25 protein-coding genes are annotated in these 26,650 nt (G+C 70.5%); 11 read left to right on the forward strand and 14 right to left on the reverse strand.

Features of this window, described 5'->3' with window-relative positions; translation table 11 throughout:
• Positions 1 to 4 precede the first annotated feature (4 nt).
• Positions 5 to 1,231, reverse strand: coding sequence for a DEAD/DEAH box helicase (locus VT85_RS09660; protein WP_197491191.1), 1,227 nt, complete (start codon positions 1,229 to 1,231; stop codon positions 5 to 7).
• A 429-nt stretch (positions 1,232 to 1,660) separates the two neighbouring features.
• On the opposite strand from VT85_RS09660, the gene VT85_RS09665 reads away from it, so the two are divergent.
• From VT85_RS09665 to VT85_RS09695, 7 genes are all read left to right on the forward strand, one after another.
• The gene (locus tag VT85_RS09665) at positions 1,661 to 1,870 is read left to right on the forward strand and encodes a hypothetical protein (RefSeq protein WP_068413931.1); all 210 of its coding nucleotides are present in this window, start codon (positions 1,661 to 1,663) and stop codon (positions 1,868 to 1,870) included.
• Positions 1,871 to 2,047: 177 nt separating this feature from the next.
• Complete coding sequence (locus VT85_RS09670) at positions 2,048 to 2,440, forward strand: hypothetical protein (RefSeq protein WP_068421736.1); 393 nt, start codon at positions 2,048 to 2,050, stop codon at positions 2,438 to 2,440.
• A gap of 266 nt (positions 2,441 to 2,706) precedes the next feature.
• Positions 2,707 to 3,246, forward strand: a complete 540-nt coding sequence (locus VT85_RS09675; RefSeq protein WP_068413933.1) for an RNA polymerase sigma factor — start codon at positions 2,707 to 2,709, stop codon at positions 3,244 to 3,246.
• 29 nt (positions 3,247 to 3,275) lie between these two features.
• Entirely contained in the window at positions 3,276 to 4,046 is a 771-nt protein-coding gene (locus VT85_RS09680; protein WP_156512774.1) for a hypothetical protein, read from the forward strand.
• A gap of 1 nt (position 4,047) precedes the next feature.
• Positions 4,048 to 5,970 (forward strand): hypothetical protein, encoded by a 1,923-nt coding sequence (locus VT85_RS09685; protein ID WP_156512775.1) that lies wholly within the window; start codon positions 4,048 to 4,050, stop codon positions 5,968 to 5,970.
• 122 nt (positions 5,971 to 6,092) lie between these two features.
• Positions 6,093 to 6,800, forward strand: a complete 708-nt coding sequence (locus tag VT85_RS09690) for a hypothetical protein (protein ID WP_068413947.1) — start codon at positions 6,093 to 6,095, stop codon at positions 6,798 to 6,800.
• Positions 6,801 to 6,848: 48 nt separating this feature from the next.
• Positions 6,849 to 7,580, forward strand: coding sequence for an endonuclease/exonuclease/phosphatase family protein (locus VT85_RS09695; RefSeq protein ID WP_068413950.1), 732 nt, complete (start codon positions 6,849 to 6,851; stop codon positions 7,578 to 7,580).
• Between the two features lie 40 nt (positions 7,581 to 7,620).
• Here VT85_RS09695 and VT85_RS09700 read toward each other — a convergent pair whose 3' ends face one another.
• From VT85_RS09700 to VT85_RS09740, 9 genes are all read right to left on the reverse strand, one after another.
• Positions 7,621 to 9,591, reverse strand: coding sequence for a sulfatase (locus tag VT85_RS09700; protein WP_068413956.1), 1,971 nt, complete (start codon positions 9,589 to 9,591; stop codon positions 7,621 to 7,623).
• A gap of 34 nt (positions 9,592 to 9,625) precedes the next feature.
• Positions 9,626 to 9,796 (reverse strand): hypothetical protein, encoded by a 171-nt coding sequence (locus VT85_RS09705; protein WP_156512776.1) that lies wholly within the window; start codon positions 9,794 to 9,796, stop codon positions 9,626 to 9,628.
• A 308-nt stretch (positions 9,797 to 10,104) separates the two neighbouring features.
• Positions 10,105 to 11,412, reverse strand: coding sequence for an MFS transporter (locus tag VT85_RS09710; RefSeq protein WP_068413961.1), 1,308 nt, complete (start codon positions 11,410 to 11,412; stop codon positions 10,105 to 10,107).
• Positions 11,409 to 12,182: a creatininase family protein gene (locus tag VT85_RS09715; protein WP_068413964.1), complete on the reverse strand. Its 774-nt coding sequence runs from the start codon at positions 12,180 to 12,182 to the stop codon at positions 11,409 to 11,411. The genes VT85_RS09710 and VT85_RS09715 overlap by 4 nt, the downstream gene beginning before the upstream one ends.
• A gap of 143 nt (positions 12,183 to 12,325) precedes the next feature.
• Complete coding sequence (locus VT85_RS09720) at positions 12,326 to 12,847, reverse strand: hypothetical protein (protein ID WP_068413967.1); 522 nt, start codon at positions 12,845 to 12,847, stop codon at positions 12,326 to 12,328.
• 20 nt (positions 12,848 to 12,867) lie between these two features.
• Entirely contained in the window at positions 12,868 to 13,731 is an 864-nt protein-coding gene (locus tag VT85_RS09725) for a sugar phosphate isomerase/epimerase family protein (protein ID WP_068413970.1), read from the reverse strand.
• A 55-nt stretch (positions 13,732 to 13,786) separates the two neighbouring features.
• Complete coding sequence (locus tag VT85_RS09730; RefSeq protein ID WP_068413973.1) at positions 13,787 to 15,310, reverse strand: glycine--tRNA ligase; 1,524 nt, start codon at positions 15,308 to 15,310, stop codon at positions 13,787 to 13,789.
• Between the two features lie 89 nt (positions 15,311 to 15,399).
• Entirely contained in the window at positions 15,400 to 16,176 is a 777-nt protein-coding gene (locus VT85_RS09735; protein ID WP_068413980.1) for a 2-phosphosulfolactate phosphatase, read from the reverse strand.
• Positions 16,177 to 16,396: 220 nt separating this feature from the next.
• Entirely contained in the window at positions 16,397 to 17,254 is an 858-nt protein-coding gene (locus tag VT85_RS09740; protein WP_068413983.1) for a hypothetical protein, read from the reverse strand.
• Between the two features lie 544 nt (positions 17,255 to 17,798).
• Between VT85_RS09740 and VT85_RS09745 the strand changes: the two genes are divergently transcribed.
• The 4 genes from VT85_RS09745 to VT85_RS09760 all read left to right on the forward strand — a co-directional run bounded on the left by VT85_RS09745 (position 17,799) and on the right by VT85_RS09760 (position 23,577).
• Positions 17,799 to 20,486: a hypothetical protein gene (locus VT85_RS09745; protein ID WP_068413989.1), complete on the forward strand. Its 2,688-nt coding sequence runs from the start codon at positions 17,799 to 17,801 to the stop codon at positions 20,484 to 20,486.
• Between the two features lie 129 nt (positions 20,487 to 20,615).
• Positions 20,616 to 22,724, forward strand: coding sequence for a catalase (locus tag VT85_RS09750; RefSeq protein ID WP_068413992.1), 2,109 nt, complete (start codon positions 20,616 to 20,618; stop codon positions 22,722 to 22,724).
• 77 nt (positions 22,725 to 22,801) lie between these two features.
• Positions 22,802 to 23,254: a hypothetical protein gene (locus tag VT85_RS09755; protein WP_068413994.1), complete on the forward strand. Its 453-nt coding sequence runs from the start codon at positions 22,802 to 22,804 to the stop codon at positions 23,252 to 23,254.
• A gap of 62 nt (positions 23,255 to 23,316) precedes the next feature.
• Entirely contained in the window at positions 23,317 to 23,577 is a 261-nt protein-coding gene (locus tag VT85_RS09760) for a hypothetical protein (RefSeq protein WP_068421738.1), read from the forward strand.
• Positions 23,578 to 23,604: 27 nt separating this feature from the next.
• Here the strand turns inward: VT85_RS09760 and VT85_RS09765 are convergent, their stop codons facing one another.
• The 4 genes from VT85_RS09765 to VT85_RS09780 form a co-directional block, all read right to left on the reverse strand.
• The gene (locus VT85_RS09765) at positions 23,605 to 24,309 is read right to left on the reverse strand and encodes a DUF1990 family protein (protein ID WP_068413999.1); all 705 of its coding nucleotides are present in this window, start codon (positions 24,307 to 24,309) and stop codon (positions 23,605 to 23,607) included.
• A 4-nt stretch (positions 24,310 to 24,313) separates the two neighbouring features.
• On the reverse strand, positions 24,314 to 24,916 hold the full coding sequence (locus VT85_RS09770; protein ID WP_068414006.1) for a DUF1990 family protein: 603 nt from the start codon (positions 24,914 to 24,916) through the stop codon (positions 24,314 to 24,316).
• Between the two features lie 148 nt (positions 24,917 to 25,064).
• Positions 25,065 to 25,763: a PEP-CTERM sorting domain-containing protein gene (locus tag VT85_RS09775; protein ID WP_068414009.1), complete on the reverse strand. Its 699-nt coding sequence runs from the start codon at positions 25,761 to 25,763 to the stop codon at positions 25,065 to 25,067.
• Between the two features lie 575 nt (positions 25,764 to 26,338).
• Positions 26,339 to 26,623 carry a DUF2171 domain-containing protein gene (locus VT85_RS09780; protein ID WP_082858488.1) on the reverse strand — a complete coding sequence of 95 codons (285 nt, stop codon included), beginning with the start codon at positions 26,621 to 26,623 and terminating at the stop codon, positions 26,339 to 26,341.
• Positions 26,624 to 26,650: the final 27 nt, after the last annotated feature.

Below are 26,650 nucleotides of genomic sequence, written 5' to 3' on the forward strand. Positions count from 1 at the left end.
CGGGTCAGCGGGACGCGAACGAGCGGTTGACGACGGTGTTGAAGAGTTCCTTGGCCTTGGGGGCGTTGGAGGAAGATCGGACGACCTCGAACCCTTCGACCTTGTGAGACGGGATCACCTTGTTGATGAGGGTCTCGATCTCGGTCAGGGGCTCGCCCTGGTCCGGGCCGACGAACAGGTAGGCGACGCCGTCCTTACCCATGCGGCCGGTGCGGCCGATGCGGTGGACGTAGTTCTCCGGGTCGTCCGGGATGTCGTAGTTGACGACGTGGCTGATGCCGGCGACGTCGATGCCGCGGCCGACGACGTCGGTCGCCACCAGGATCGGGATCGAACCGGCGCGGAAGCCGGCCATGACGCGGTCGCGGGCCGTCTGGGCGAGGTCGCCGTGGATCGCCGCGACGCCGGGGATCGTCCGCCGAAGCCGCTCGGCCAGCCGATCGGCGCCGCGCTTGGTCCGGGTGAAGACGATGCACTGGCGGGGCTGATCGCGCTTGAGCAGGTGGACGAGCAGCTCCATCTTCCGGTCGTGGTTGACCGAGACGTAGAACTGCTGGATCGTCTCGACCGAAGGCTCGTCGGTCGACAGGTTCAGCTCGATCGGCTCGTGCATGTAGCGGTGGCTGAGGGTGCGGATCTCGGGGCTGATCGTGGCCGAGAGCAGCATCGTCTGGTGGGGGACGGGGAGCTGCCGCATGATCCTCTCGATGTCGGGCCGGAACCCGATGTCGAGCATCCGGTCGGCCTCGTCGAGGACCAGGTGGAAGATGTCCCCGAGGTACAGCGTGTGGCGCTCGATGTGGTCGAGCACGCGGCCGGGGGTGCCGACGGCGATGTCCAGGCCGCGGCTCAGGACGCGGATCTGGCGGTCGATGGGTTCGCCGCCGTAGAGCCCGCAGATCGACACGTCGGCGCGGTTCTGCGCCAGCTTCTTCAGCTCGACGACGATCTGCTGGGTGAGTTCGCGGGTCGGCGCCAGGATGATGGCCTGCGGGCCTCGGCCCCGGGCTTCCAGCATTTCGATCAGCGGGATGCCGAAGGCGGCGGTCTTGCCGGTCCCCGTCTTGGCCTGCCCAAGGACGTCTTGGCCGTCGAGGGCGTGGGGGATGAACTCGGCCTGGATCGGTGAGGGGGTGTGGTATCTGGCGATCGCCAGGGCCTTGAGCATGCTGGGGCTCAGGCCCATCGAGCGGAAGCCCGAGGCGGGCGCCTCCTTGACTGAACGAATCAAACAATCCTCCGAAGAAAACTCAGCGAGTGTGACGTGGGTGGTGTGGTGAGGGCCGGATGCGTCAGACGCGCCGCGCCCCGATTTCCTATCCATTCAATTCTTCATGGTGAACTTATCAGACCATGACGCCGCCGTCAAAGGCAAGACGTCGCCCCCCGCCGATTGGTTCGAAATCTCTTGCCCAACCGGACCTGGGGGCCGGAGGGGGGGGCGGGCCGCCTGCCACGGCCGAGCCGGGCATAGCGTAGGGTCGGGGGGTCCGCCGTCCCGGAAGGAAATCGTCGCCGGGCGCTTGCCTCGGGTGCGTCCGTCGATGGACAATCGGGTTTGGGGCGGGCCTCGCCCCGCCTCGCCCGGAGCGGGCCGTCGGGACGCGCCGGTCGTCCCGCGCCCCAACGAGGACATGGACCTCGCGAAAGGAGAATCGACGTGGCCGAGAATCCCGCCCTGTCCCCCGACCTGCAGCAGAAATACCGCCAATTCCTGGACTTGCTCCCCCTGACGATCGCGCTGGCGGGCCTCCACACCAGCGAGGGCCGACCGTTCACCGAGGACCAGATCGACGGTCGCGGTTTGACCATCAAAATCGCCTATCGCGTGGCCCGCAACGTCGCGAAGGAATGCCTGGGCGGATCGTAAGACCGATGCCGGTCGCATCCGCACGGGGGCGGGATTCTCGACCCGAGCCCTGTCCGATCGTCGCGGGGGAGTCCGATAAGAAGCCTGACGAACATGGCCGATGCCGGTCGTAGGGATCCCCTCTCCGTCCGCCATCCCTTCGCCATCGGCGACCCCACGCGAAAGGCCCCCTCCGCGATGATCACGACCCAGTCCTCGACACCACGACCCCGCCGCCTCCGCGCCGCCATCATCGGATTCGGGCTCGACGGCGGCGACGACCAGCAGCGTCTGACGCGAAGCGCCCAGTGCCTGGTCGTCGGCGGTTCCGCGGAGACGCACGACGCGATGCGCGAGGCCGTGACCCGGATCGAGCTCGAGCTCGAAGCGATGCAGTGCGAGCTCGGCGACCTCGACCCCGACGACCTCGCCGAGCTGGCGTTCCGGGTGGACCTCCCCGAGCTGCACCACCTCGCCGTGAGGCTGGAGGACGGCCTGGAACGCCAGGGCCGCGACTTCATGGACCTCTCGGCCGAGGAGCTGGGGGCCTTGCTCGACCTGGAAGACTCCGAGGCCGCGGTCGGCTCCTGAGCCCGCCGCGTCGATCGTCTCGGACCCGGCCTCGACCTCCATCGGCGGCGCCTCGGCCTTCCCTCAAAGGACCGAGACGCCGCCGATCGGCGTTTCAGGGCCGGGCTCCCGGCCCAACCGGCTCCCCTTCGCCGCCAAGAATCGGCGAGAATGGGCGAATCGCTGAAACGGAGCCCCTCCCTCTCGGGTAACACCCTTCGACCGGCGCGTGGTCGGCGAAGCCCCGAGGATGGAGACGGGCGGTGGACCGGGCGGGCTGATCGACGATGGACGACCTCTTGCTGGTCGAGGCGATCCGGTCGGGCGACCCCCAGGCCCCGCGCGAGTTGATCGCGCGGTTCCAGGGGGTGGTGTTCGGCCTCTGCTTCCGGATGCTCAACCATCGGCACGACGCCGAGGACGCGATGCAGGAGACGTTCGTCCGGGCCCTGCGGGGGATCTTCGGATTCGACGCGACGCGGCCGATCCGGCCCTGGCTCCTGGAGATCGCCGCCAACCGTTGCCGCACCGCCCTGGCCTCGCGGGCCCGACGCCCCCCCTCGGCCGAACCATCCTGGATCGTCGATCAGGCCGACCTCCGCTCCGTCCCGCCCGACCCGGACGACCTGGCCGGCGAGTTGGAACTGGCGCTGGGCCGGCTCCGGCCGGAATACCGTCTCGTCTTTGCGCTTTTTCATGAGCAAGGGCTCTCGTATGAGGAGGTCGCGCAGGCCGTCGGCCGACCGATCGGGACCGTGAAGACCTGGCTGCATCGAGCCCGAGCGGAACTCGCCGCCCATCTCGCGAGCCGCGGGGTTCGATGCTGACCCCGACCAACTCGAACCGGACACGGACCATGAACTGCCGCGATTTCGATCAAGTCTGGAACCAGCTGCTCGACGCCGAGGCCGGTCGCCGTCGCGACGCGGGGGAACGACCGGCGTCCGGCCACGACCGCGAGGCGAGCCTCCGCGAACACGCCGAGGCGTGCCCGCCTTGCCGGCTCCGCCACGCCCAGTTCGAGACCCTGCGGGCCGCGCTGCGGTCCTGGTCCGCCCGCCCGCTCCCCGCCCCGGCCGACGCGGCGGGGGCCGCCGGGCGCATCCTCGAGGCCGTCGCCGACGCCCCGGCCCTCCCGATGCCCGCTCCCCCCCGCCGCCTCGGCCGCCGTACGGGGCTGGTCGCGCTGGCGGGGCTCGCCGCCGCGGCGGCCTGCTTCTACCTGATGATCGCCCGTCCCGAGCCGGTCCGGCCCGACGCGCACGCCCCCGCGGCGGTCGAGGGCTCGCTGCGGACGGCGGTCGCCGACGCCCGCGACGCCTCGTTGCGGCTCGCCCGGACGGCCTCGGAGCCGGCCGCCCGGCTGGGCCTCGCCATGCTCGACGCCTCGCTCGCCGCGGGCGACGGCTCGACGGTCGGCGGGGGCTCGCCGTTCATCGAGCCGATCCCCATGTTCGACCCCTCGGCGTTCCGCCCGGCCCTGCTGGACCACGTCGGCGACTACGCCGCCGCCGGCGCGCGGCCGCTCTCCGACACGGCGAGGCAGGCGTTCGGCTTCCTCCGCTCGCCCCGGCTCGCGACCCCCGAACCGCCCGCCGTCCCCCCCGCCGATCCCGAGGGAACCTGACATGACGAGCCGCCTGCAACCGCCGGCCCCCCCCCATCGACGCCGACACCGAGAACGATCACCCGACTCGCGGGGGGCCGTGGGGCTCGCGACCCGTTCCCTCCTGGCCTCGATGGCGCTGGCGATGGCCCTCGCCGGGGGCGCCCGCGCCGACGGCCCCGCTCCGGCCGCCGACGAATTGCTCCGACTGGTGCCGGTCGAGGCCGGCGCGGTGCTCGCCGTGGACGACCTGAGGGGTCGCTGGGAAACGGTCGTGAAGTCCAGCCTGGCGCGCGAGGTCCAGGAACTGCCGATGTTCCGCGCCTGGATCGGCTCGCCCAACGTCACCGACTTCCGCCAGGCGCGCGACCGGATCCTGGGCTTCCTCCAGGTCTCCCACGGACAGGTCCGGGACGACATCCTCGGCGACGCGGTGGTCCTGGCGATCTTCCTCCCCGAAGGCCGCTCGCTCGACCCTTCTCACGCGCGAGGGCTCCTGGTGCTGAAGGCCCGCGACCCGGCGCTGCTCCGCCGGCTGATCGACCGCATCGACGAGGCCCAGCGGAGCGGCGGCGAACTCGCCGAGGTCGTCGAGGCCGAGCGCGGGGGGACGACCTACGCCACCCGCCGCTACCCGAAGGGCTCCCCCCAGCTCCCGGAATCGTACGTGCTGTTCCCCGACGGCGTCTTCGCGTTCTCGAACTCCGAGCCGTTGATCCAGGACGTGATCGACCGCAAGACCGGGGCGGGCGCGGCCGGGTCGTCGTTCATCGACGCCCCCGGATTTCGCGAGGCGGCCGACGGCCTGTCGGGCCGACCGCTGGCCCGCGCGTTCGTGGCCCCCGGCCTCGTCTCGCGGGTCCTCGACAGCATGCCGTCGGAGAACGACCCCGGCGGTCGCAAGGTCGTCGACGCCTTGCGCGATTACCTGGCGGCGACGAACCGCGTCGGCGCGGCCCTGATCGTGGACGACTCCAGGGTTCAGCTCCAGCTCGTGCAGGCGTTCAAGCCCGAGTCGTTCCACCGCCTTCACGAGTCGACGTTCGTCCCGTTCCGGACGGGGACGGACGGCATCGGCCCGGGGCCCCGGCTCCTCGACATGCCGGCGTCGGCCTTGGCGGCGGCCTCGTTCCGCATCGACGTCCCGGGCGTCTACCGTTTCCTCGTCGGCCTGGCCCCCGAGAAGGACCAGCCCAAGGTCGCCAAGCTGGAGACCATCGCGACCGCGCTGCTGATGGGCCTGGACCTCCGAAGCCGCGTCCTGCCTGCGCTCGGCCCCCGGATGATCGCCTACGCCGAGGCGGCCGACGCCGCGTCCGGGGCGCGCGACGGGAGCCTCGCGTTCCCCGCCGTCGCCGCGATCGAAATCAACGAGGAGGCCGCGCGCGACCTCGGAGGCGGCGGCTCGCGCGCCTCCACGGCCGAGGCCCTGGGCAACGCCCTGAAGGCGGTTCTGGCGGCGCTGGCGCTGGATGAGAAGCGGGCGCCGGCGACCGCCCAGGTCCGCACACGCGACGGCGTCACTTCGCTCGATGTCCCGTATCCCTTCGCCTTCGCGATCGACCCCCAGTCGCGTCGGCTGATCGTGGGGACTTCCGCCGAGGCCGTCGCCCGCTACATGGAGGCCGGCGCCGACGCCCACGCCGGCGACCGCTTCCGCGCGATCAGGGCCGCGGCCTTTCCCGACTGCGAGGCCTTCGCCTATCTCGACCTGATCGCGTTCGGTGACCTGGCCGTCAAGCATCGCGACTTCTTCGTCAGGGCGACCGCCCGCCGCCAGGGCCGGTCGGACGAGGTCGTCGCGCCCGAGTTCGACCAGTTCATGAGCCTCGCCCGCCTCTTCGACGCCGCCTATCTTTCGGGCCGGGTCGACGCCGAGCAGGCCCGCGTCGAGCACCGGATCGGGCTCTTGTCCCGCCCGCCCGCCTCGCCCGCGAGCCCCTGAGCGGTCCCACGACGGCCCGCGAGTCTTCCGACCGCGGGGCTCCCCGGCTATCCTGGAGTCGTCGGCCGTCCTGTTTCCCGGGAGGACCGACGCCCCTGGCCCGCTGGAGCCCCCGTCCCACCGTGAAAATCCTCTACCTCAAGCCGGAACACGGCCGCCCCTTCTTCTACGCCGATCCGTGCGAACTCGCGGTCGACGAGTCGGCGAAGCCGACCGGCGTCCGGGCCTGGGCCGAACGGAAGTGGGCGGAGATGGAGGCCCGCTGGAAAGAGTCGGAAGGGACCGCCGCGCGCTGGTCGCGACGGGCCTGGGATTGGCTCCACTCCGGCCGCCGCCCCGACGAGGAGCTGCTGGCCCGGCTCGGCGCGGTCGACGTCGTCGTCGTTCGCCACCCCGCCTCCCTCCCGGAGCGAAAAGCCCGGACGATCTGGAAGCGCTACCTCGCCCGACGGGCGCGATCGCACCTCTTCTGGCTGATCGTCGACGGCGTGCTGGCCCCGGTCACAGGGTTGCTCCTCTGGCTGGTCCCCGGACCGAACGTCGTCGGCTTCTGGTTCACCTATCGGGCCTTCAACCATTACGTCATCGTCCGCGCCCTCCACCGGGCGCGCTGGAATCCCCCCCCGACGACCTTCGAGGCCGACGAGGCCCTCGACGCGCCGATCCACCTGGGCGTCGACGGCCCCTCGCACCCCGCGGTCGAGGACGGCGAGAGCCTCCGCCAGCACCTCGAACGCCGGAAGGCGACGGACGACGCGACCGACCCGCACGACGAACACGAGCACCACGGCCCCGCCGGCTCGGACGTCAAGCACACCGGTCAGGCCTGACCCGCCTGGCCGGGCATGATCCCTCGATCGGAGCCCGCGACGGAACCCATGAGACTCCTCAGCTATAACATCCACAAGGGAATCGGCGGCCGCGACCGACGCTATCGGCTCGATCGGGTGATCGAGGTCGTCGAGAAAGAGAACCCGGACATCATCTGCCTCCAGGAGGTCGACCGCGCCGTGCGGCGGACCCGCCACGACGACCAGCCCCGGCGGTTCATCGAGGCCTTCCGCCCCGCCGCGCACCTCTACCAGCTCAACGTCAAGCTGAAGGAGGGGGGCTACGGCAACCTCGTGCTCTCGCGCTGGCCCTTCCAGTCGCACCATCAGGTCTCCCTGCGGCTGCAACGCCGCAAGCCTCGTGGCGCCCAGATGTGCGTCGTGCAGACGCCCGAAGGGCCGCTCCACCTCGTCCACTGGCACCTCGGCCTCGCCGAGAAGGAGCGGCACTGGCAGGCCGACCACCTGATGCAACACGCCCTCTTTCGCGAGGCGAGCCACCACCCCACCCTGATCGTCGGCGATTTCAACGACTGGCGCAACACCCTGGGAATCAAGGGGGCGCTCGGCCGCTCCGGCTTCCATCAGGTCACCGCGCCCCGGTCCCGGTTCCGCTCGTTCCCCGCCTACCTCCCCATGACGGCCCTCGACAAGGCCTACACCCGAGGCCCCGTCACCGTCCGACACGCCCGGATCGCCCGCAGCCGACTCGCCCGCGACGCCTCCGACCACCTCCCCCTCGTCATCGACTTCCACCTCGACCCCGCGCCGACGACCTGAACGCCCGATCGATCTCGGACTCCCGGGAGCGCGACGGATCTCAGGGCCTCGACGACGGCGGGGCGGGGGGACGGCTCGCGACGTCCCGCTCGCCTTGATGGACCGGCGCGAGGTTCGGGGCCTGCTCGTCCAGCGTTCGACGGCAGACCTGCAAGGCGTCGGCCAGGCTCGGATCGTCGATGCGGTCACGAGTCTGCGTCGGGTCGGTCGCCAGGTCGTAGAGCGATTCGCGACCGTCGCCGCGGCGGAGATAGGCGAGGCCGTCGGCGACGACGCTGCGCCACGAGTTCGGCAGGCCGTCTTCCTCCTCGGCGATCGGCCGCGCGTCGCGATCGTCGACCGGCCCACGAAGCTCGGAGAAGGCGGGCGAGATCGCGGCCGGACCGGGCCGGGGCTCGCGCCAGAGCGAGGCGAGCGAGGAGCCGGGAAGGGGGGGCGTGTGGGGAGCGAGCCCCGACAGGTCCATCGCCGTGGCGGCGAGATCGCGGAGGCTGACGGCGTCGGGCACGACGAGTCCCTCGGGCGCGAGGCCCGGCGCGCGGATCAGGAGGGGGACGCGGATCTCCTCGTCGTGCAGGCTCAGCCCGTGGCCGAACTCGCCGTGCTCGCCGAATTGCTCGCCGTGGTCGGCCGTCAGGATCAGGACCGTCCGGTCGAGGACGCCCCGCTCGCGGAGGGCCTCGATCAGATCGCCGAGCTGCGCGTCGAGCGCGGCGAGGCAGTCGTCGTAGGCGTCGCGCGCGGCCTGGGCGTCGGCCGGGGTCAGCTTCGATTTGTCCACCCGCTGCCAGTCGCGGAGCAGATGGGGCGTGTCCGGGACCGACCCGGCGGCGAACTTCGCCTCGAACCGCGGCGGCGGCAGGTACGGGTCGTGGGCGTCGAACAGGTTGAGGAAGGCGAAGAACGGGCGGTCGCCCCGGCGGTCGAGCCAGCCGAGGAACTCGCGCGAGACCGTCGCGGCGTCCTTGCGCGAGAAGTCCAGGTCCACGTCCCGCACCGCGCCGACGGTCGACCGCGCCCCCAGGAAGGCGCCGAGCCGGAGCCACGAGCGGGCCAGGAGCCAGCCCAGGCTGGAGGAGCGGAGGACCTCGCCGGACGTGATCGGATAGTCGGCGTAGACCTGGAACCCCCGCGCCAGGCCCGACTCGCGGCCGCAGAAGAAGGGATTGGCGACGAAGCCGGCCGTCGCCAGCCCGGCGTCTCGGGAACGCTCCGCCAGGGTCGGCGCCGCGGCGTCGAGCCACCCTCGACGCTCCACGCCCAGCTCCCCCGGCCATCGCCCCGTGAACATCGAGGCATGCGACGGCAGGGTCCACGCCCCGGCCGCCCTCGCCTGCTCGAAGACCGCGGCCTCCGCCCCCAGCCGCTCCAGGGTGGGCGAGGTGGGGCGATCATATCCATGCAAGCTCAGGCGATCGGCGCGCACCGTGTCCAGCACGATCAGGAGGATGTTGCGCACCTCCCCGGCCTGGGCCTCGCGGCCGACGCCCCGCCCGGAAGCCTCGTGCGCGTCGCGCAGGAAGCTCGCCCCCGCCAGCCCGACCAGGCCGAGCGCGAGGACCGGGAGGGACCGGCCGACGACCCGTCGCAGGCCCGCGCGGCGGACATCGAGCCAGGGGGCGCCACGGGCGGCGAACCCCAGCGCGATCAGCCCGCAGGCGACCGCCTCCAGGCCCCGGACAAGCAGGAACCAGCCCAGGAACGCCGTGAAGACGTACAGGCCGAGGATCGCGCGACGAACCCCGGCGTGCGTCCCCCGCCATGCGGCGAGCCCCGCCGCAACGGTCCCCAGGGCCGTGAACAGCATCAGGCCGGAGGCCGGCACCATCCAGACGAAATGTCGGCTGCGCAGGAAGAATCCGCCCTCCTGGACCTGCACCCGGAGGATCAGCAGGAGCAGTTCGATCCCCCCCGCCGCCAGCCCGAACCAGAGCGCCGTGCGGAAGGCTTCGCGGGCCGCCGGTCGCCCGGCGCGTGCGGCCTCGTCCCACGTCGTCGCGTGGTCGTCCAAATCCGTCCCTCCCACGTCGAGAGACCGGGGAGCCTCAGCCGCGAGGCCCCCGCCGAGCCGCGGCCGGGGCCACGCGGGCCCACAACCGCTTCGCCACGCGCAGGGGCGCCGCGCCGGCGATCATCACCATCCCCACGATCGACGCCAGCAGCGAAGCCAGCGGCATCTGGACCTCGGGGCCGAAATACGCGAAAAAGCCCTGCATCCCGGCCTCCCCCGCCATCCCAGGCGAAGTCTTGAAATCATCAGTCATCGTGGACAATGATCATTCGTACTTCATGCGTCATCGCAGGCGCGCGGGAGCGGCCGGCCGCCGCGGCGATTCACCGCACGGTCCACGCGACGACGGGCCCATCCCCCTGGAGGGCCGGAGACGAACGAGGGCGCGAACGGCCCTCAAGGACGGCCGACGACGAGGGCGACCGTCCGCCCTAAGGAATTGAGCGACATCCGCGCGCCGATCGGCCCTCCTGTCCTCCGATCGGCGGCGGAATCTCGAAACGGCCGGCTGGATCAGGGCCGGGGCGTCGGCTCATCTCGACGGCGGGGGGGGTGCCAGAAGAGGAGCATCGCCACCAGGGCGACGACCGGGACGAGCCCGGCGAGACAGGTAGGGGCGGCGTAGGAGCCGGTGCGGTCGATCCATCGACCGATGTCCTTCTGCATCCGTCCCACGGCGATCCAGGCGGTGAAGCTTAAGAGCCCCGTGACCCGCCCCATGTACCGCACCGAGATCTCCTGGGTGAACGCGTAATACATCGGGAACTGGCCCAGAGAACCGAAGCCGACCGCCAGCAACAGGCCGAGCAGGAGCCCGGACGCCGGCAGATAGGCCGCCAGGCAGCTCAGCGCGGTCAGCCCGATGCAGACGGCGAAAGTCGCCATCCGCGCGGCGTGGACCGACACCCGCCCCGTCGCCAGCCTTCGCGAGAGGATCCCCGCCGCCAGGCAGCCGATCCCCGCCGCGACGTAGTAGGCGGACGAGAAGAACTGGACCGCCTGCTTCCCGTAGCCGTGCTCCTCCTCCAGCATCTTCGGCATCCAGGCGCGGAAGTATTGCCAGCAGAGGTTGATGGCGATGACCACCACGATCAGCACGGCGATGCGGCGGACCGCCGTCCCCCCCGCGCCCTCCGTCGCGGACGCGTCGCCGGCCTCGTCGGATGCGGGATCGACGTCGGGCGTCGCCAGGTCTCGGGGGCGGATCAGGATCATCCAGGCGACGACCCACACGACCCCCAGCGCGCCGATCACGCGGAAAGGGGTCCGCCAGCCCCCCATCCCGCCGGAGTTCAGCAGCAGCACGATGAGCGGCGTCGCGATGGCCCCCAGCGACGCCCCGCTCTGCAACACGCTGTTCCCCAGCGCCCGGTTGCTCCGCGAGAGGAGCCGCTGCGAGGCCGCCAGCGCGCACGGCCACTGGCCCGCCTCGAAGAATCCGAGGAGGACGCGATATACGAGCAATTCTTGATACGACGTGGCGGATCCGGTCAGGAAGCCGACCGCCGACCACGCCAGCAGGATGGCCGGATACAGCCAGCGCAGGCTGAGCCAGTCGACCAGGAACCCGGTCGCCACCCCGCCCGTGGCGAAGGCGATCCCGAACCAGAATTCCAGGTTCCCGTAGTCCTCGTTGGTCAGGTGGAGCTCGGCCTGGACGTCGCTCGCCTGCTGCGCCAGGGCCTGGCGGTCCATGTAGTTGAGCGCCGTCGCCAGCAGCATCAGGCCGCACACGGCCCAGGTCCGCCAGGAGAGCGGAGCCTCGGTCTTCGGCGTCGGGGGCGGGGGCGAGGTTGCGATAGTCGTGTCGTCGCCGTTCATGCGGAGCCCTCGTTCCCGCTCCAGGAGCGGCCGTCCCAGGCGATGACCTTGTCCAGAAATGCGACGACGTCGGTTGAGAAGCGCCGGAAGAGGGTCTCGCCCTTCTCGGCCGAGGCGTGGCGGGGATCGCCGATGTGCCCCGACTCGCTCCGGTCCTTGGTGGTCCAGCCGTGCGCGGCGGGGGCGAAGCCGTCGGCCCCGGAGACGTGCGGCAGGTCCTTGGTCGGCCCGACGAGGTGGGGGGCGAGCCGGAGGATCATCGACGTCTCCCACTCGCAGGCGTGTTCCATGTGGTCCTGGACGAACCCCGGCCCGAGGTCCGGCGGTTGCGGCCCGGAGGCCCAGTAGGTGGCCGAGAGAAGCAGCAGATCCTTGCGTTCGCGGTGCCGCTGGCGGGCCTCGAAGATCGCCTGGCTCGACGGCACCATGTTGCCGCCGTGGCCGTTCAGGAAGACGATCCGGCGGAAGCCGTGGGCGAGGAAGTTCTCGATCAGCCCGCCCAGAAGGTCGAGATACGTCCGGGGCTCCGCCGAGAGGGTCCCGGGGAAGTCCATATGATGATGCGAGTTCCCGAGCCAGAGCAGGGGGGCCCAGACGACCCGGTCGCCCAGGGCCTCCGACGCGCGCCGGACGACCTCGCCGAGGAGCATACTGTCGGTGAACACGGGCAGGTGATGCCCGTGCTGCTCGACGGCCGCGATCGGCGCGACGATCGGCAGGTCTCGCGAGAGCCCGTCCACCTCCGGCCATTTCAGATCCTGGAGTCGCATCAAGGGCCCCCTCGCCCGGAGTCGAAGCTCGTCGCCCCCTCGCGTCGCCCCTCGACGGCGCGGCGGCACGGGGACCAGTGTAGTCGACCCCATCCGTTGTGCAAGGGTTGAACCTTCGCCCTTCCGGCCGGGAATCTCCGGCGTCAGGCGGCGTCGGGGCGGGGGGGGCGGGCGAGGGCGTCGGCGAGCTCGTCCGGGCGCTGGCTGCCGATGAGGAGGTGGGTGCCGTCGGGGAGGGTGAGGCGGACGCCGCGGTCGCCCCGGGCGGTGAAGGCGCGGTCGCCGTCGGCGCGTCGGCGGCAGCCCCAGCCGCCGTAGTCCAGGAGCGGCCGATAGGTGACCACGTCGCACGATTTGACCTCGGCCATCGCGATCGTCCGGCGGTAGATCGGCACCCAGCCGTACCAGACGGTCACCAGGTCGGCCGTGGCCTCGGTGGTCATGTGCAGGACCGAGACGATGAGCAGAAACGGCAGGCCCAGGCCGGCGAAGAGCCCCAGGCCGAACTCCAGCGACCAGGCGTGCGCGATCAGCCCGTCGACGTCGGCGCGGTGGGTCCACCAGAGGATCGCCGCGCCGCAGAGGATCTCCAGCGTCCCGATGAGAGCGTAGACCTTCCAGTCGAAGTATTGCTCTTCGTGGAAGACGGCCGCGGTGGGTTGCATCGTCGCCACGCTCGACACGCTCAACGCCCTCCCCGCCCCGCGTCGGCGGCGGCGTCGGGTCCGGCCTCGTCGTTCCAGCGCCCCAGGACGCGGGTCGTCGCCTGATGCCCGAAGTCGGCGACCCGGTCGACGGGGGAGGCCCAGAGCGACGGGTTGAGGACCTCCAGCGACACCGGGCCGTCGTAGCCGATCGCCCCCAGGTGGTCGAGGATCGGGGCGATCAGGAAGTCGCCCTCGCCGGGGAGGATGCGGTCGGCGTCGCCGGCCAGCTCGCGGGGGGTCCCTCCCAGGTCGCAGATCTGCACCCAGGCGAGGTTCTCGAGGTTCAGGTAGGCGAGGTCCTCGAACTTGCTGGGCCCGGTGTAGTAGTGGAACAGGTCCAGGCAGACCCCGACGTGGGGGGAGCGGCACTGGGAGATCAGGGCGAGGGTCGTGTCCAGGCTGGCGCAGAAGGCGGCGCCCTTCTGGAATTCGAGCGCCAGCTTCACGCCGTGCTTCCCGGCCAGCTCGCCGGCCTCGGCGAGCGAGGCGGCGGCCAGCGGGTAGTCGTCGTCGGTCAGGGTCCGGTTGAAGTCGACTGCGACGACCAGCACGGGGACCCGAAGCTCCTGGAGCAGGGCCAGGCGGCGGCGGAAGAGGTCCCAGTGGACGCCCCGCTCGGCTCCGCGAGAGAGCAGGAGCCCCCCCTGGCCGGCGGCGGCGGCGGCCGTCAGGCCGTTCTCCTCAAGCAGCTTGAGGAGGTCGGCCGGCGTGTGGTCGCGGAGGTACTCCTCGACCTTGGTCATCCAGAGCTCGACCCGGGTCCAGCCCCCTCGGCCGTAGGCCTTGAAGTCGGCCTCGAGCGAGGCGTTCATCGTCGTGGCTTGGCTGATGCAAGGCTTCATGGCAGGCGCCGACTCCGGGGCGAGGGGGGGAGCGATCGACCGGCGAGGGTCGACGTCACTCGGCCCCGGGGACGGACCGGCCGTCGAGCAGGTCGCGCAGGGCCTGCGCGGCGCCGGCGGCGGGGACGCGCCACTGGCGGCAACTGTCGCGGTCGCGGAACGTCACCGTGTCGTCGGTCGCCGTCTGGCTGTCGATGGTGATGCAGAAGGGGGTCCCCGCCTCGTCCTGGCGACGATAGCGGCGGCCGACGGCCCCCTTCTCGTCGTACGCGACGTTGTAATCCTTCTTCAGCTCGCGATAGATCGCCTCGGCCTTCTCGGGCATGCCGTCGCGCTTCACCAGAGGGAAGACGGCGGCCTTCACGGGGGCGATCCGGGGGTGGAACTTCAGGACCGTCCGGATGTCGCCGCCCACCTCGTCCTCCTGATAGGCCTCGCACAGGAAGGCCAGCGTGGCGCGGTCGGCGCCGGCGGAGGGCTCGACGACGTGGGGGACGAACCGCTCCTTCTTCTCCTCGTCGAAGTAGGAGAGGTCCTTGCCGCTGAACTTCATGTGCTGGGTCAGGTCGTAATCGCCGCGGTGGGCGATCCCCTCCAGCTCGCTGACGCCGAACGGGAAGGCGTATTCGATGTCGGCCGTGGCCTGCGAGTAGAACGCCAGCTCCTCGGCGTCGTGGTCGCGGAGCCGGAGCTTCTCGGACTTCAGGCCCAGGGTCGTGTACCAGGCGTACCGCGAGTCCCGCCAGTACTTGTACCAGTCCTTCGCCTCCTCGGGGCGGCAGAAGAACTCGATCTCCATCTGCTCGAACTCCCGCGAGCGGAACGTGAAGTTGCGGGGGTTGATCTCGTTCCGGAAGCTCTTGCCGACCTGCGCGATCCCGAACGGCAGCTTCACCCGCGCGGTGTCGACCACGTTCTTGAAGTTGGCGAAGATCCCCTGGGCGGTCTCGGGCCGCAGGTAGGCGACGTTCGAGTCCGACTCCAAAGCCCCGACGAAGGTCTTGAACATCAGGTTGAACGAGCGGGGCTCGGTGAGGGTCCCGGCCTCGTCGGTGGAGGGGCCGATGACCTTGATCCGGTCGTCCTCGGCGATCTCCAGGTAGGGCGTGACGACCGGCGGGTCGACCGGCTTGCCGAACTTTTTGGCGAGCTTGGCGGCGCGCTTCTCGGCGGGGCCGACGGCCTCCTCGGGCGTGCCTCCCAGGCTGGCGAGCCAGGCTTCGGTCGGCTCCCCCTTGGCGTTCGCGGCCGGGAAGACGTAGGCGAAGACGTACATCTGGTCGGCCCGGTAGCGCTCCTTCGTGGAGCGGCAGTCGACCATCGGGTCGCTGAAGCCGCCGAGGTGGCCCGACGCCTCCCAGACCCTCGGGTTCATGATGATCGAGCAGTCCAGGCCGACCATGTCGTCGCGCATCTGGACGTTGTCGCGCCACCAGGCGTCCTTGATGTTCCGCTTCAGCTCCACGCCCAGCGGGCCGTAGTCCCAGAAGCCGTTGATCCCGCCGTAGACCTCGCTCGAAGGGAAGATGAACCCTCGCCGCTTGCACAGCGAGACCAGCTTGTCCATTTCCAGTTCCATCGTCGTTCTCTTTTCCCTAAGGAGGCCGAAGCCGCTCGTCTTCCGTTCTCGATCGATCTCTTCGGGCGGGGCGGGGCCCGCTCCGCTAATTAATCCGAGGCCACCAGCCGCAGGGGGTCGCGGGCCAGCTCGACGACCGTCTGGCAGTCGGTCCGGTTGAGGGTGCCGGCGAGTTCCACATCGTCCCCCAGGCCGAGCTCCACGACCCGACGCCCGCCGGCGCCGCGCTTGAGGTAGCGGACGAGCGGGGGCTCCTCGCCGGGACGGCCGCCGTGCCGCTCGTGGGCCCAGACGGTCTCCTGGACGCGCTCCCACAGGCCGCGGGCGATCTCGGCCTCGTCGTTGCCCAGGTCGTGCTCGAGGTCGGCGAACCGGCTGGCGAACGCGCCGGCGAGGAGGGCGTCCTCGTAGCTGACCCTCCCCTCGGTCCCGGCGCAGACCAGGTGGACGGGCCGCTCCTCGTGGATCAGCCGCTGGACGGTCGAGGCGAAGTTGACGAACGCGCCGACCAGCACAGTCTCGGCTTCCAGGCTCGCCAGCAGGGCGCGCGTGCCGTTGGTGGTGGTCATCACCAGGGTCTTGCCCCGGCAGACGTCCGTCGTGTAATCGCCCGGCGAGTTCCCCAGGTCGAAGCCGGCGATGGGCTCGCCGTGGCGCTCGCCGCCGAGCAGGGCCGTCCCCGCGGGGAGCCCGGCCGCGACCCGGCGGGCCTCGTCGATCTCCGCGCAGGGGATCACCATCGCGCAGCCATGCGTCAGGGCGTGGACGATCGTCGTCGAGGCCCGAAGGACGTCGATCACGACCGCCACCCCGCCGCGCAGGGCTCCGGGCGGCATCATCGACGGAAGCAGATGCACCGAGACCATTACCGACCCCCTCCCGACCCATCCCGGCGCGATCCTCCGCGACGGCCGATCGCCCGAAATCCACCCCGAGATTATGGCACACCCGCCCCCGTCTGGGGAGTCCCCGGCGGCTCGGGCCGCTCCGGGCGGCGATTCCGCGCAGGCGTCGACCTCGGGCGGCTTCCCGGCGGTGGCGCGGTTGTGAGGCGGCCCCTCGGCCGCGAGCGAGGGCCGCGGCGGGCTATTTCCAGGAGACGACCCGCGCCGCGCGGGTCTTCAGCGAGTAGTAGGCGAGGAACGAGAGCCATCGCAGCCGCGGCGGGACCCCGCGGAGGACGGTCGCCTCCAGGACTTCCTGCCACATCGGCCGCTTCCATTGGGGGTGCGAGATGACGGAGAACGGCAGCCATCCCGCCTGGCGGACTTCCAACCCCGTCGTGGTGACGGCCTTCGACGCCAGGATCTCCGAGATCACCGCCCGCGAGTACTCGACCGCCGTGGCCTCGAAGCCGTCGATCCGCTCCAGCACCTCGCGACGGGCCGCGAAGATGAGCGACTGCAGGTGCCGGCCGTCCCGGCCAAGGTCGATCCCGCGCTCCCGGGCCGTTTTCGTCAGCATCTCGTACCGGGCGGCCGGCACGGTGTACCGGGGATAATCGAACAGCCGCTTCAGGCCCTTCGATTCCCCCCTCAGCCTCGTCCAGGACGCCTTGCTCCCGAGCGATTCCCCCACCAGGCCGACTCCCGGGGCCGACGCCGCGTCCCGGAACCGCTTCATCCAGTCGCGCCGCAGGAGGATGCACTCTTCCTGGAGGAAGAGGTAGAACTCGAACGGCTCGCCCATCCGCCAGCCGTGGTCCCAGGCGCCGATGTTGTACCCGAGGTTCGGGCGATGGAAGACCTCGACGTGCGCATGCCGCTCGGGGAGCGACAACGGGATCGGGCGGGCCTGATTGACCACCACTCGCGTGTGGAACGGGACGCCCGCCGGGATCTCCAACGTCTGATCGAGCAGCGCGACGAGTTGATCGGTCGGCCAGGCGTTGTAGTGCGAGATGACGAGGCAACATTCCGATTCGGACGCGGAAGCGTCGGCCACTTTCAAAATCCCCCTGCACCCCGAGAATCCCCGTCGCCCGCGCGGGACGCGCGCCCCCTCTCGATATCGACACGACGGCGACCGCCCAAGCTTCGTGACGGCCGACGGTCGAGATTATCAGGCCGCGCCGCGTCTCATCAACGCGAACCGCCAAATTGGGGCTCGCCCCGGATCCCGGAAGTTCTCCCGGGAAGCCTGGGGACCGGGACGAGGGATGGTCCCGGATTCCCAGGTATTCGACGTCCGGGCGAGCCGTTCGGACCACGGGGACGATCGGATTTTCCGGTCGTTCCCATGCCGAACGAAGTCGGCGGCGACAACGGCGCGTGGTGGACTAGGCTTCATAAGACTCGACCGCTCCGCCGTGGCGCCGTGGATTCCGCACCTTCGCATCGCTGGTCGCGGGGGGAGGGCCGACGATGGCGGTCCTTGCGCGGTCGGCTTTCGGGTGGGCGTGAGGATCGGTTACGATGCGCGAGGGGTCGGGCGGCCGTCGGGGGCCGCGAATACGCCGCGCGGGGGCCGTACGGGGAGTTGGAGCATCATGAAATCACGCCTGTTCTACGTCGTCTCGCCGATCGCGGCGGCGGTCCTGGCCTGGTCGTTGCATTACGTCGCGGCGACGGCGGACGCGCGGGCTTCGGCGGCTTCGACCCGCTCGGGAGAGGCCCAGGCGGCGCCGGAGCGCGGGCCGATCCCCGTGATCGAGGCGAGTGACTGGACGTGGATGATCCTCCCCAGCGGGGCGGTGCGGGTGCTTTGCAAGGGGTCGGTGGTCCTGGAATCGAGCCACGTCTACTGGGGCCCGAAGTGGGCGTGGACGAACCCGTCGCAGGTCGAATATCGGCCGACGTCCGGCGGCGGCGCGACGCTCTCGGCGAGGATCGAGAAGCTCAAGACGGATCTCGCCGCCGTTTATCGCCCGCTCGCCCCCAACGTCCTGGAGATGGAATACCGGCTGAAATCGGCCGAGGCGATGCCTGAAGCGATCGGCGGTGGCCTGCAATGGTCGACCAAGCTGAAATCGACGGTCCTGGGGGGCGCGGCGCCGCCGGCGAAGATCCTGCCGGGCGCGACCGGCTGGACGTGGGAGCCGGCGCCGGGCTTCCCCATCGCTTTGAAGGTGGCTCCCTCGGCGGCCAAGGTCTACGCCGAGAACGGCGTGCGGGTCTTCTTCATGTCCGATCGGGTGGAGCCGGGCGAGAAGACGTACCGGATGACCCTGACGCTTCCCGAAGGGGCGACCCGCACGCCGACCCCCGCCGAGCGCTACGCCCCGGCGACGCCCGAGACGTGGTTCCCGGGGGCGGTGGCCTGGGACGCCAGCCCGGTGGACCTGCGGTTCCTGAACGCCGACGACCGACCGGCCGGACGGCGGGGATTCATCAAGGCGGACGGCGACCGACTGGTCCGCGGCGACGGCTCCCCGGTGCGCTTCTGGGGGGGCAACATCGCGGCCTACACCTTGTTCGAGACCCCTCCCGAACTCGCGAAAGCCCAGGCGAAACGGATGGCGCAACTGGGCTACAACCTGATGCGCATCCATCACCACGACTCCCCGTGGGTCTCCCCGAACGTCTTCGGGACGAAGCCCAAAACCACCCGCCGGCTCGACCCGGTGTCGCTTGAGAAGATCGATTGGTGGATCAAGTGTTTGAAGGATGAAGGAATCTACGTCTGGATGGACCTGCACGTGGGCCGCGCCTTCCTGGACGACGACGGCCTGACCGAGGGCCAGTCCGAGGTCAACGCCGCGAAGCGGCTGGCGGCCGGCTTCTCGTATTACAACACCGACGTCCAGCGGCTCATGCGCGAGTTCCAGAAGCAATACCTGGACCACGTCAACCCGCACACCGGCCTGGCGTACAAGGACGACCCGGCGGTGGCCGCGGTCCTCATCACCAATGAGAACGACCTGGGGAACCACTTCGGCCACATGTTCCTGCCGAACCAGAAGCGGCCGTACCACAACGCCCTGTTCACCCGCGACTCCCAGGCGTTCGCCGCCGAGCACGGCCTCTCCGCCGACAAGGTGGGCCAGACCTGGGTGCCGGGGCCGAGCAAGATCTACCTCAACGCCGTCGAGCACCGGTTCAACGAGCTGTTCCTGGGCGACGTCCGCCGCGGGGGGTTCCGGGGGCTGATCGCCACCACCAACTACTGGGGCGACTCGCCCCTCTGGAACCTCCCTTCGCTCAGCGACGGCGACGTCATCGACGTCCACTCCTACGGCAAGGCCGAGGCCCTGGACGCCGACCCACGCTACGAGGCGAACTTCATCCCCTGGATCGGCGCGGCGCAGCTGGCGGGCAAGCCGCTGACCGTCACCGAATGGAACGTCCCCTATCCGGCCGAGGACCGCTTCACCGCGCCGCTCTACGTGGCCGCCGCGTCGGCCCTGCAAGGCTGGGACGCCCCCATGATCTACAACTACTCGCAGGAGGTGCTCCCGCGGCCCAAGAAGCCCTCGACCTGGTCGACGTACGCCGACCCGGCGCTCACGGGGATGATGCCCGCCGCCGCGCTGCTCTACCGCAAAGGCCACGTCGCGCCGGCCGCGAAGTCCTACCACCTCGCGCTCTCGCCGGAGCAGCTCTACGGCCGCCGACTGAGCCCGGAGACCTCGGCGACCATCCGCACCCTGGTCGAGCAGAGCCGGCTGACGATCGGCCTGCCCGAGACTCGCGAACTCCCCTGGCTGAAGCCGGCCCCCGCCCCCGAAGGGGCGATCGTCCTGGACGACCCCGACCGCGACATGATCCCCGAGGGCCAGTCGTTCGTGAAGTCGGACACCGGCCAGGTCACCCGCGACTGGAAGCGGGGCGTGCAGGTGATCGACTCCCCGAAGTCCCAGGCGGCCTCGGGCTGGATCGGCGGCGAGGCCGTCGCCACGGCCGACGCGAGCTTCGCGATCGAGACCAGGAAGGCCGTCGTCGCCCTCACCAGCGTGGACGACGAGCCGCTGGCGAAGTCCCGCTTCATCCTGATCACCGCCATGGCCCGCGCAACGGCCGACCCGAAGAAACGGGCCGCGTACGTCTCCGAGCCGGTCGTCGGGACGGTCGTCCTGAGGACCGAGGCGACGGACCTGGAACTGCTGGCCCTGGCCGCCGACGGCCGGATCGCCGCCCGTTCCCGGCCCGAGCCGGTCGACGGCGGCCTCCGCATCAAGCTCCCCGTCGCCGGCGGCACCCACTGGTACGTCCTGAAGTCCCGCGCCCCGTCGCCGTGACGACCTTCCGACCCGAGCGTCGAGCCCGGCCCGCTCGCGCCCCGGTCGGGGCGGTACGCCTTTTGCCTCCGAGAAACGGGATTGTGGACGCTTGAACGCATTCCTTTCCCAGACGACCGAGGCAACCTCATGGCCGAGCAGGCTGACGACAAGGCGCGCAAGGCCGCGCGTTACGGCGAGGCGGATGTGAACGTCGGCGCCGGGGGGGAGACGCACCAGGTCGCCGGGGGCGACCTCCCGGCGATGACCACGCAGCAGGGCATCCCCGTCTCCGACGACCAGAACTCGCTCCGGGCCGGTGCCCGCGGGCCGACGCTCCTGGAGGACTTCCACTTCCGCGAGAAGCTCTTCCACTTCGACCACGAACGCATCCCGGAGCGCGTCGTCCACGCCCGTGGCTTCGGCGCCCACGGCTACTTCGAGAACTACGGACCGCTGGCGGACCTCACCCGGGCCGACCTCTTCCAGCGCAAGGGCGAGAAGACGCCGGCCTTCGTCCGGTTCTCCACCGTCGCCGGCAACAAGGGGTCGTTCGACCTGGCGCGCGACGTCCGGGGCTTCGCCGTGAAGCTCTACACCAAGGAGGGGAACTGGGACCTGGTCGGCAACAACATCCCGGTCTTCTTCATCCAGGATGCGATGAAGTTCCCGGACATGGTCCACGCCGTCAAGCAGGAGCCCGACCGGGGCTTCCCCCAGGCCCAGAGCGCCCACGACAACTTCTGGGACTTCGTCTCGCTCTCCCCCGAGAGCATGCACATGATCATGTGGATCATGTCGGACCGGGCCATCCCGCGGTCGTTCCGGTTCATGGAAGGCTTCGGCGTCCACACGTTCCGCATGGTCGACGCCGCCGGGAAGTCGACGTTCGTCAAATTCCACTGGAAGCCCAAGCAGGGCCTGCAGTCGGTGGTCTGGAACGAGGCGGTGAAGATCAACGGCGCCGACCCGGACTTCCACCGCCGCGACCTCTGGGACGCCATCCACGCCGGCGACTTCCCCGAGTGGGAGTTGGGGCTCCAGGTCTTCGACGAGGCCTTCGCCGAGAAGTTCGCCTTCGACGTGCTCGACGCGACCAAGATCATCCCCGAGGAGGAACTGCCGATCCGCCCGGTGGGCAAGCTGGTTCTCGACCGCTGCGTCGACAACTTCTTCGCCGAGACCGAGCAGGTCGCCTTCTGCACCCAGAACGTCGTCCCGGGGATCGACTTCAGCGACGACCCGCTCCTCCAGGGCCGGAACTTCTCGTACCTGGACACCCAGCTCAAGCGGCTGGGGAGCCCGAACTTCACCCACATCCCGATCAACGCCCCCAAGTGCCCGTTCGCGCACTTCCAGCAGGACGGCCACATGGCCATGCACAACCCCAAGGGGAGGGTGAACTACGAGCCCAACTCGTGGGGCGTCGGCCCGCGCGAGAGCCCCGACAAGGGCTTCCACAGCTTCCCCGCGCCCGTGGAAGGCCCCAAGCTGCGGGTCCGCTCGGAGACGTTCGCCGACCACTACAGCCAGGGCCGGCAGTTCTACATCAGCCAGACCGAGATCGAGCGGACGCACATCGCCAACGCGCTGACGTTCGAGCTAAGCAAGGTGGAGACGCCGGCGATCCGCTCGCGGGTCGTCTCGCATCTGCTGAACATCGACCAGGCGCTGGCCGAGACGGTGGCCAAGCAGCTCCGCCTGAAGGAGATGCCCAAGGCGGCCGACGCGGCCAAACCGACGCGGCAGGACCTGAAGCCCTCGCCGGCCCTGAGCATCGTGCTCAACGGCCCCAAGAGCTTCGCCGGCCGCAAGGTGGGCGCGCTGGTGACCGACGGCGTCGACGCCGGCCTGCTCGACGCGTTGGCGAATGCGCTGAAGGCCGAGGGGGCGACGCTCAAGCTGATCGCGCCCGAGGTCGGCGGCGTCAAGGACTCGGCCGGCGCCTGGCGGGACGCGCACGAGAAGCTGGAGGGGGGGCCCTCGGTCCTCTTCGACGCCGTGGCGATCCTCCCCTCGAAAGAGGGGGCGGAGCTGCTGATCACGCTCCCCTCGGCCCGCGACTTCGTCGCCGACGCCGTCGCCCACCGGAAGTTCGTGGCCTACGTCGCCGACGCCATGCCGCTGTTCGAGAAGGCGGGGGTCGCCGGGAACCTCGACGAGGGTGTCATCCCCTTGAAGGCCGCCGACGACGCCAAGAAGTTCGTCGAGGCCTGCCGCAAGCTCCGGTTCTGGGACCGCGCGGGGGCCGAGCGCTGAGCCCGCCGACGGTCGTCGATTCCCGAGGGGGCGTCTCCCGCCCTCTCGGCCCGGCCCTCTGTGAAGGATGATCCACGATGCCACCCAGTCGACGATCCCTCCTCTCCGCGTTCGGGGCTGCTCTCCCCTTCGGATTCGGCCTGGGCCTGGGCGCGGGCGTCCGCGCCGGAGCCGAGGCTGCGGCCGATCCCACCCCGTCGCTCCGGTTCCGACCATTCGAGGATTCGGTGCGCGAGGCCTTCGCGGGCCTCGGCGCGTCCCCGACGTCCCCCTGCCGCCGGCTCGAACTCGGCGATTCGGACGAGGTCCGGGCGGGCCTCCAGGGCTGCTGCAACGACCGGCCGTTCGCCGGCTTCCCCGCCGGCCGCCTGCGGATCGTCCGCAGCGGCTTCGGGCCGGGGCCGCGGCGCGGCGGGCTCCGGCTCTACGTCGCCACCGTCGACGTAGTCCTGACCGCCGGCCCCTCGGCCGACCCACCCGGCCGCCCGCTCGATTTCGCCGCCTTGCCCCCCGCGCCGACGTTCGCCTGAACGTCGATGGGTCGGGGGGGCGTCCCCTCGGCCCTTCCCCGACTTTCCATGGAGAAATGCTGATGACCGAAGCCGTCTTCGAAGGCGTGGGCGTCCGCCCTCGCGAGCATGAGGAGGGTCTGACGACCAAGGTGATCGAGCAGTACACGAGCCAGATCCCCTCGGGATTCTACCTCGGGATGGCCTTCGGCGCGGTCGGGGCCTCGCTCGGGCTCCGGCTGGCCGGGCGCGACCGGGACTCGCAGTTCGTCGGCCAGTGGGTGGCCCCGTTCCTGATCATGGGGCTCTACAACAAGATCGTGAAGCTCCACGGATCGGACTGACCCGGCCGGACCGGGTCGGCCTTGACTTCAACGGCCGGCCTCGGGGGTCGTCCGCGCCGCCTCCTCGTCGCCGCGATGGGCGAGCCGGCCCGGCGCGGCGACGGGCTTGGCCGCCGGCTTGCGGGCGACTTCCCGGAGCCGCTCGGGCGCGCGCCGACGCCAGAGCGAGCGATAATGCTCGCCGATCAACTGGAACCCGACCCGGCTCCAGACGTTGGGAAACGCGCCCATGCGCCAGTGGGCCTCGATCTTGAAATGGACCCGGCCGGTTTCATGGTCCTTGGTCATGAGGAACCATTCGAATCCCCTCTCGACGTGGCCTTCGAGGGTGTCGTACCGGAACCCGAAATAGCTGAACCGGTCGGTCGTCTCGTCGCGCACGCTGTGGACGCGGACGCCGCAGAGGAACCGGAGCCCCAGGACCTTCAGCTCCAGCAGCATGTCGCGGCCCGGGGGGGGCGTGTCGGGGTCGAAGTGGCCCACGACGATGCTCGGATCGGAGAAGTCGTAATTGATGATCGCCTGCCGGGCGCGGGCGAAGACCCCGTCGGGGATCGGCGGGCCGGGGGGCTCGACGCCGATCTCGTCTTCGCCGCCGTCGACGGTCCAGCCGTTCTCCGCGACCATCTCATCGATGGGCGTATCGAAGTTGACCGCGCGGTCCTTGAGCGCCTCCAGGTAGCCGCGCATCTCGGATTCGCTCCATCCCCTGCCGATCCGGAACAGGGCCATGCGGTCAGCCCTCGTCGTCGAAGGTGGAGCGCTCGGGCCCCTCGCCGTCGTGCGGGGTCATCGGCACCGTGGAGGTTCGCACGCGGACGGGCCCGGACAGGCGGCCTCCGCAGGTCTCGGCGAGTCGACCGATGAATCGGATCCAGCAACGGGCCTGCATCGTCCGTCCCAGCACCAGGAAGCCGAGGTAGTGGAGCAGCCCGCCGGACCGGGCGCGGCTGCGGATGTGGAAGGTCAGCCGTCCCTGGTCGTCACGCCCCGCCTTGAAGCTGATCCGACCGGCCTCCGGATGGCCGCAAAGGGTGCGGAGCGTGAGGACGAGGTCGTCCGCCTGGACGACGCGGACGCGACAGGGCATCACCCCACCGATCCGGATGGACATCTCATCGCCGATCCGCAAGGGGCCGGAGCCTGCGGACCGCTCGAACGCGGCGGTCTCGCGCGGGCCGAATTCCACGAAACGCTCGCGGAGGAGCCGTGCGAGGTCCTCCGGAGAACAGGGCCCGGACTCGATCACCGCGACGTAATCGCGCTGGAGCAGCGGGCCGGCCCCGGCCGCCGCATAGATGACATCCCGGAATTCCGACGCGATCGAGGTTCCGCTCATCGTGGCTCGCCCAGGAGACGCAAGGGGGTCAACGCCGGTCCTGGAAAAGCAAAGGACGGGCCGAAGCCCGTCGATCACCGGCCGAAAATTCGAGGAGGGGCGGAGGCCGAGGAGGGACGGCCCCACGTCCAGGATCGCCGCTCCTACTTCACCCGGCCCGGCGGCGGGCGACGACCGCGACGCCCACGAGGCCCAGGCCCATCAAGGCGACGGAAGCCGGCTCGGGCACGGCGCCGGGGCCCACGGAGGTCCCCAGAGTCCCGGGGACCTTGTCGCTGAGGTTGCCGTTCAGGCCCCGGAACCGCACGGCGAAGAACTCGCCGCCGGTGCTCAGGGCGTTCACGAAGTCCGAGGTCGTCAGGCTGCCCACGCCGGTCCCGCCGACCGAGAGGACGAAGGTGGCGACGCCGCCGATCCCCAGGCCGTTGGACGGCGCGCCTCCCCCCTCGAAGACGTTGTTCTGGTTCGCCGTCGTCAACCCGACGCCGAAGTCGAACCCGCCGAACGGCTGGGCGTTGACCTGGTTGTTCGTGAAGTAGAAGTCGGTCATGCCGGGGAGGGAGGAGCTGACGAGGCTGGCGCTCGTGATCGCGCCCGGGTTGTTGAAGACGAACGCGGTGAGGTAGCCGCCGACGGACGCGGGCGTCAAGTTGCTCACGACGAAGGTCAGCGAGGCCTTGTTGGCACTGACGGTCGCGACCTCAAGGTCGACGGAGTAGTTGGACCCCGTGTTGCTCGAACTGGCGGACGGATCGCCGACGATCAGGGCGGCGGGGCAGCGACCGGCGGTCGCACCCATCAAGCAGACCGCGAGACAGGCGGCGGGCAGGGAAAAAGGCCTGGGCATCGAGATTCCTTCGTCGCTTCGAGAAGACTCCTCACGCGGCGGAGCAGGCCGTGACGCTTCGTCGTCATGGAATCCTTACGCCCTTCAACCCGGAAGGGACCGCGACGGCCGCACGAATGCGTGCAAGGCGAGAATCCTGGTGATCCGGCGAAACACTCGTTGCGTCCCGCCCACAGCCGAGGCCCGACGACGTGCGACGGAAGCGTCGCCCGGCCCGACCTCGCCCGGCTCGCGAGCAAAGCCGGATCTCCCGGCCGGGGAGCCGAGCCGTTCTGGCTCGACGGCCGGGGTCGGGGGTCAGGCCGTCGGCCCCGGGGGAGAGGAGGGCGGGTTCGTCGGCGAAGGGGAGGGGGAGCCGGGGGACGGCTCGGGATGGCTCGGGAACGGCGAGCGTGGCGGCTCGGGCCTGGGGATGGTCGGGAAATCCGGCGGCAGGGCGGGGGCCGGTCGGGGAGGGTCGGGCGTCGGGATCGCGTCCGGCACGGGCGCATCGGGCGTCATGGCGACTCCTGCTGGGAAGGGGCGCGATGCGAGGGCCGGGGAGCCTCCCCCGGCCCGATCGCGAAGCGCGACGCTCAGGCCGGCTGCCACTCGCTCTGCACTTCCTTATGGTTCTTGGTCAGGTGGATGTGGTCGTGAACCTTGGCCACCCAGGAGGTCGGAATCCGGTGGTGCTGGCCGTCCGGGCTCTCGCGCTTGGTGAGCTTGATCGTGTCGCCCTCGACGTGGTCGACAAGCCCGACCTTGGTGCCGCACGAGGCGTAGACCTCCATGTGCTCGCGGATGTCGGCGACAGAGCCGACGGGTCCGGTGCTCTCGCCCAGGGAAGCGCCCGTCTTGTCGGGATGATCGTGGTTCATGTCGTTCTCCTTCGAGGATCGGGTTCT

This window comes from Planctomyces sp. SH-PL62 (assembly GCF_001610895.1).
Taxonomy (GTDB): Bacteria; Planctomycetota; Planctomycetia; order Isosphaerales; family Isosphaeraceae; genus Paludisphaera.

What these genes read in the sequence shown, in the direction of transcription:
- VT85_RS09670 (WP_068421736.1), top strand. Translation starts at nt 2,048, where the DNA reads ATGATCACGACCCAGTCCTCGACACCACGACCCCGCCGCCTCCGCGCC.
- VT85_RS09675 (WP_068413933.1), top strand. Translation starts at nt 2,707, where the DNA reads ATGGACGACCTCTTGCTGGTCGAGGCGATCCGGTCGGGCGACCCCCAG.
- VT85_RS09680 (WP_156512774.1), top strand. Translation starts at nt 3,276, where the DNA reads ATGAACTGCCGCGATTTCGATCAAGTCTGGAACCAGCTGCTCGACGCC.
- VT85_RS09685 (WP_156512775.1), top strand. Translation starts at nt 4,048, where the DNA reads ATGACGAGCCGCCTGCAACCGCCGGCCCCCCCCCATCGACGCCGACAC.
- VT85_RS09695 (WP_068413950.1), top strand. Translation starts at nt 6,849, where the DNA reads ATGAGACTCCTCAGCTATAACATCCACAAGGGAATCGGCGGCCGCGAC.
- VT85_RS09705 (WP_156512776.1), bottom strand. Translation starts at nt 9,796, where the DNA reads ATGCAGGGCTTTTTCGCGTATTTCGGCCCCGAGGTCCAGATGCCGCTG.
- VT85_RS09710 (WP_068413961.1), bottom strand. Translation starts at nt 11,412, where the DNA reads ATGAACGGCGACGACACGACTATCGCAACCTCGCCCCCGCCCCCGACG.
- VT85_RS09715 (WP_068413964.1), bottom strand. Translation starts at nt 12,182, where the DNA reads ATGCGACTCCAGGATCTGAAATGGCCGGAGGTGGACGGGCTCTCGCGA.
- VT85_RS09720 (WP_068413967.1), bottom strand. Translation starts at nt 12,847, where the DNA reads ATGCAACCCACCGCGGCCGTCTTCCACGAAGAGCAATACTTCGACTGG.
- VT85_RS09725 (WP_068413970.1), bottom strand. Translation starts at nt 13,731, where the DNA reads ATGAAGCCTTGCATCAGCCAAGCCACGACGATGAACGCCTCGCTCGAG.
- VT85_RS09730 (WP_068413973.1), bottom strand. Translation starts at nt 15,310, where the DNA reads ATGGAACTGGAAATGGACAAGCTGGTCTCGCTGTGCAAGCGGCGAGGG.
- VT85_RS09735 (WP_068413980.1), bottom strand. Translation starts at nt 16,176, where the DNA reads ATGGTCTCGGTGCATCTGCTTCCGTCGATGATGCCGCCCGGAGCCCTG.
- VT85_RS09745 (WP_068413989.1), top strand. Translation starts at nt 17,799, where the DNA reads ATGAAATCACGCCTGTTCTACGTCGTCTCGCCGATCGCGGCGGCGGTC.
- VT85_RS09750 (WP_068413992.1), top strand. Translation starts at nt 20,616, where the DNA reads ATGGCCGAGCAGGCTGACGACAAGGCGCGCAAGGCCGCGCGTTACGGC.
- VT85_RS09755 (WP_068413994.1), top strand. Translation starts at nt 22,802, where the DNA reads ATGCCACCCAGTCGACGATCCCTCCTCTCCGCGTTCGGGGCTGCTCTC.
- VT85_RS09760 (WP_068421738.1), top strand. Translation starts at nt 23,317, where the DNA reads ATGACCGAAGCCGTCTTCGAAGGCGTGGGCGTCCGCCCTCGCGAGCAT.
- VT85_RS09765 (WP_068413999.1), bottom strand. Translation starts at nt 24,309, where the DNA reads ATGGCCCTGTTCCGGATCGGCAGGGGATGGAGCGAATCCGAGATGCGC.
- VT85_RS09770 (WP_068414006.1), bottom strand. Translation starts at nt 24,916, where the DNA reads ATGAGCGGAACCTCGATCGCGTCGGAATTCCGGGATGTCATCTATGCG.
- VT85_RS09775 (WP_068414009.1), bottom strand. Translation starts at nt 25,763, where the DNA reads ATGCCCAGGCCTTTTTCCCTGCCCGCCGCCTGTCTCGCGGTCTGCTTG.
- VT85_RS09780 (WP_082858488.1), bottom strand. Translation starts at nt 26,623, where the DNA reads ATGAACCACGATCATCCCGACAAGACGGGCGCTTCCCTGGGCGAGAGC.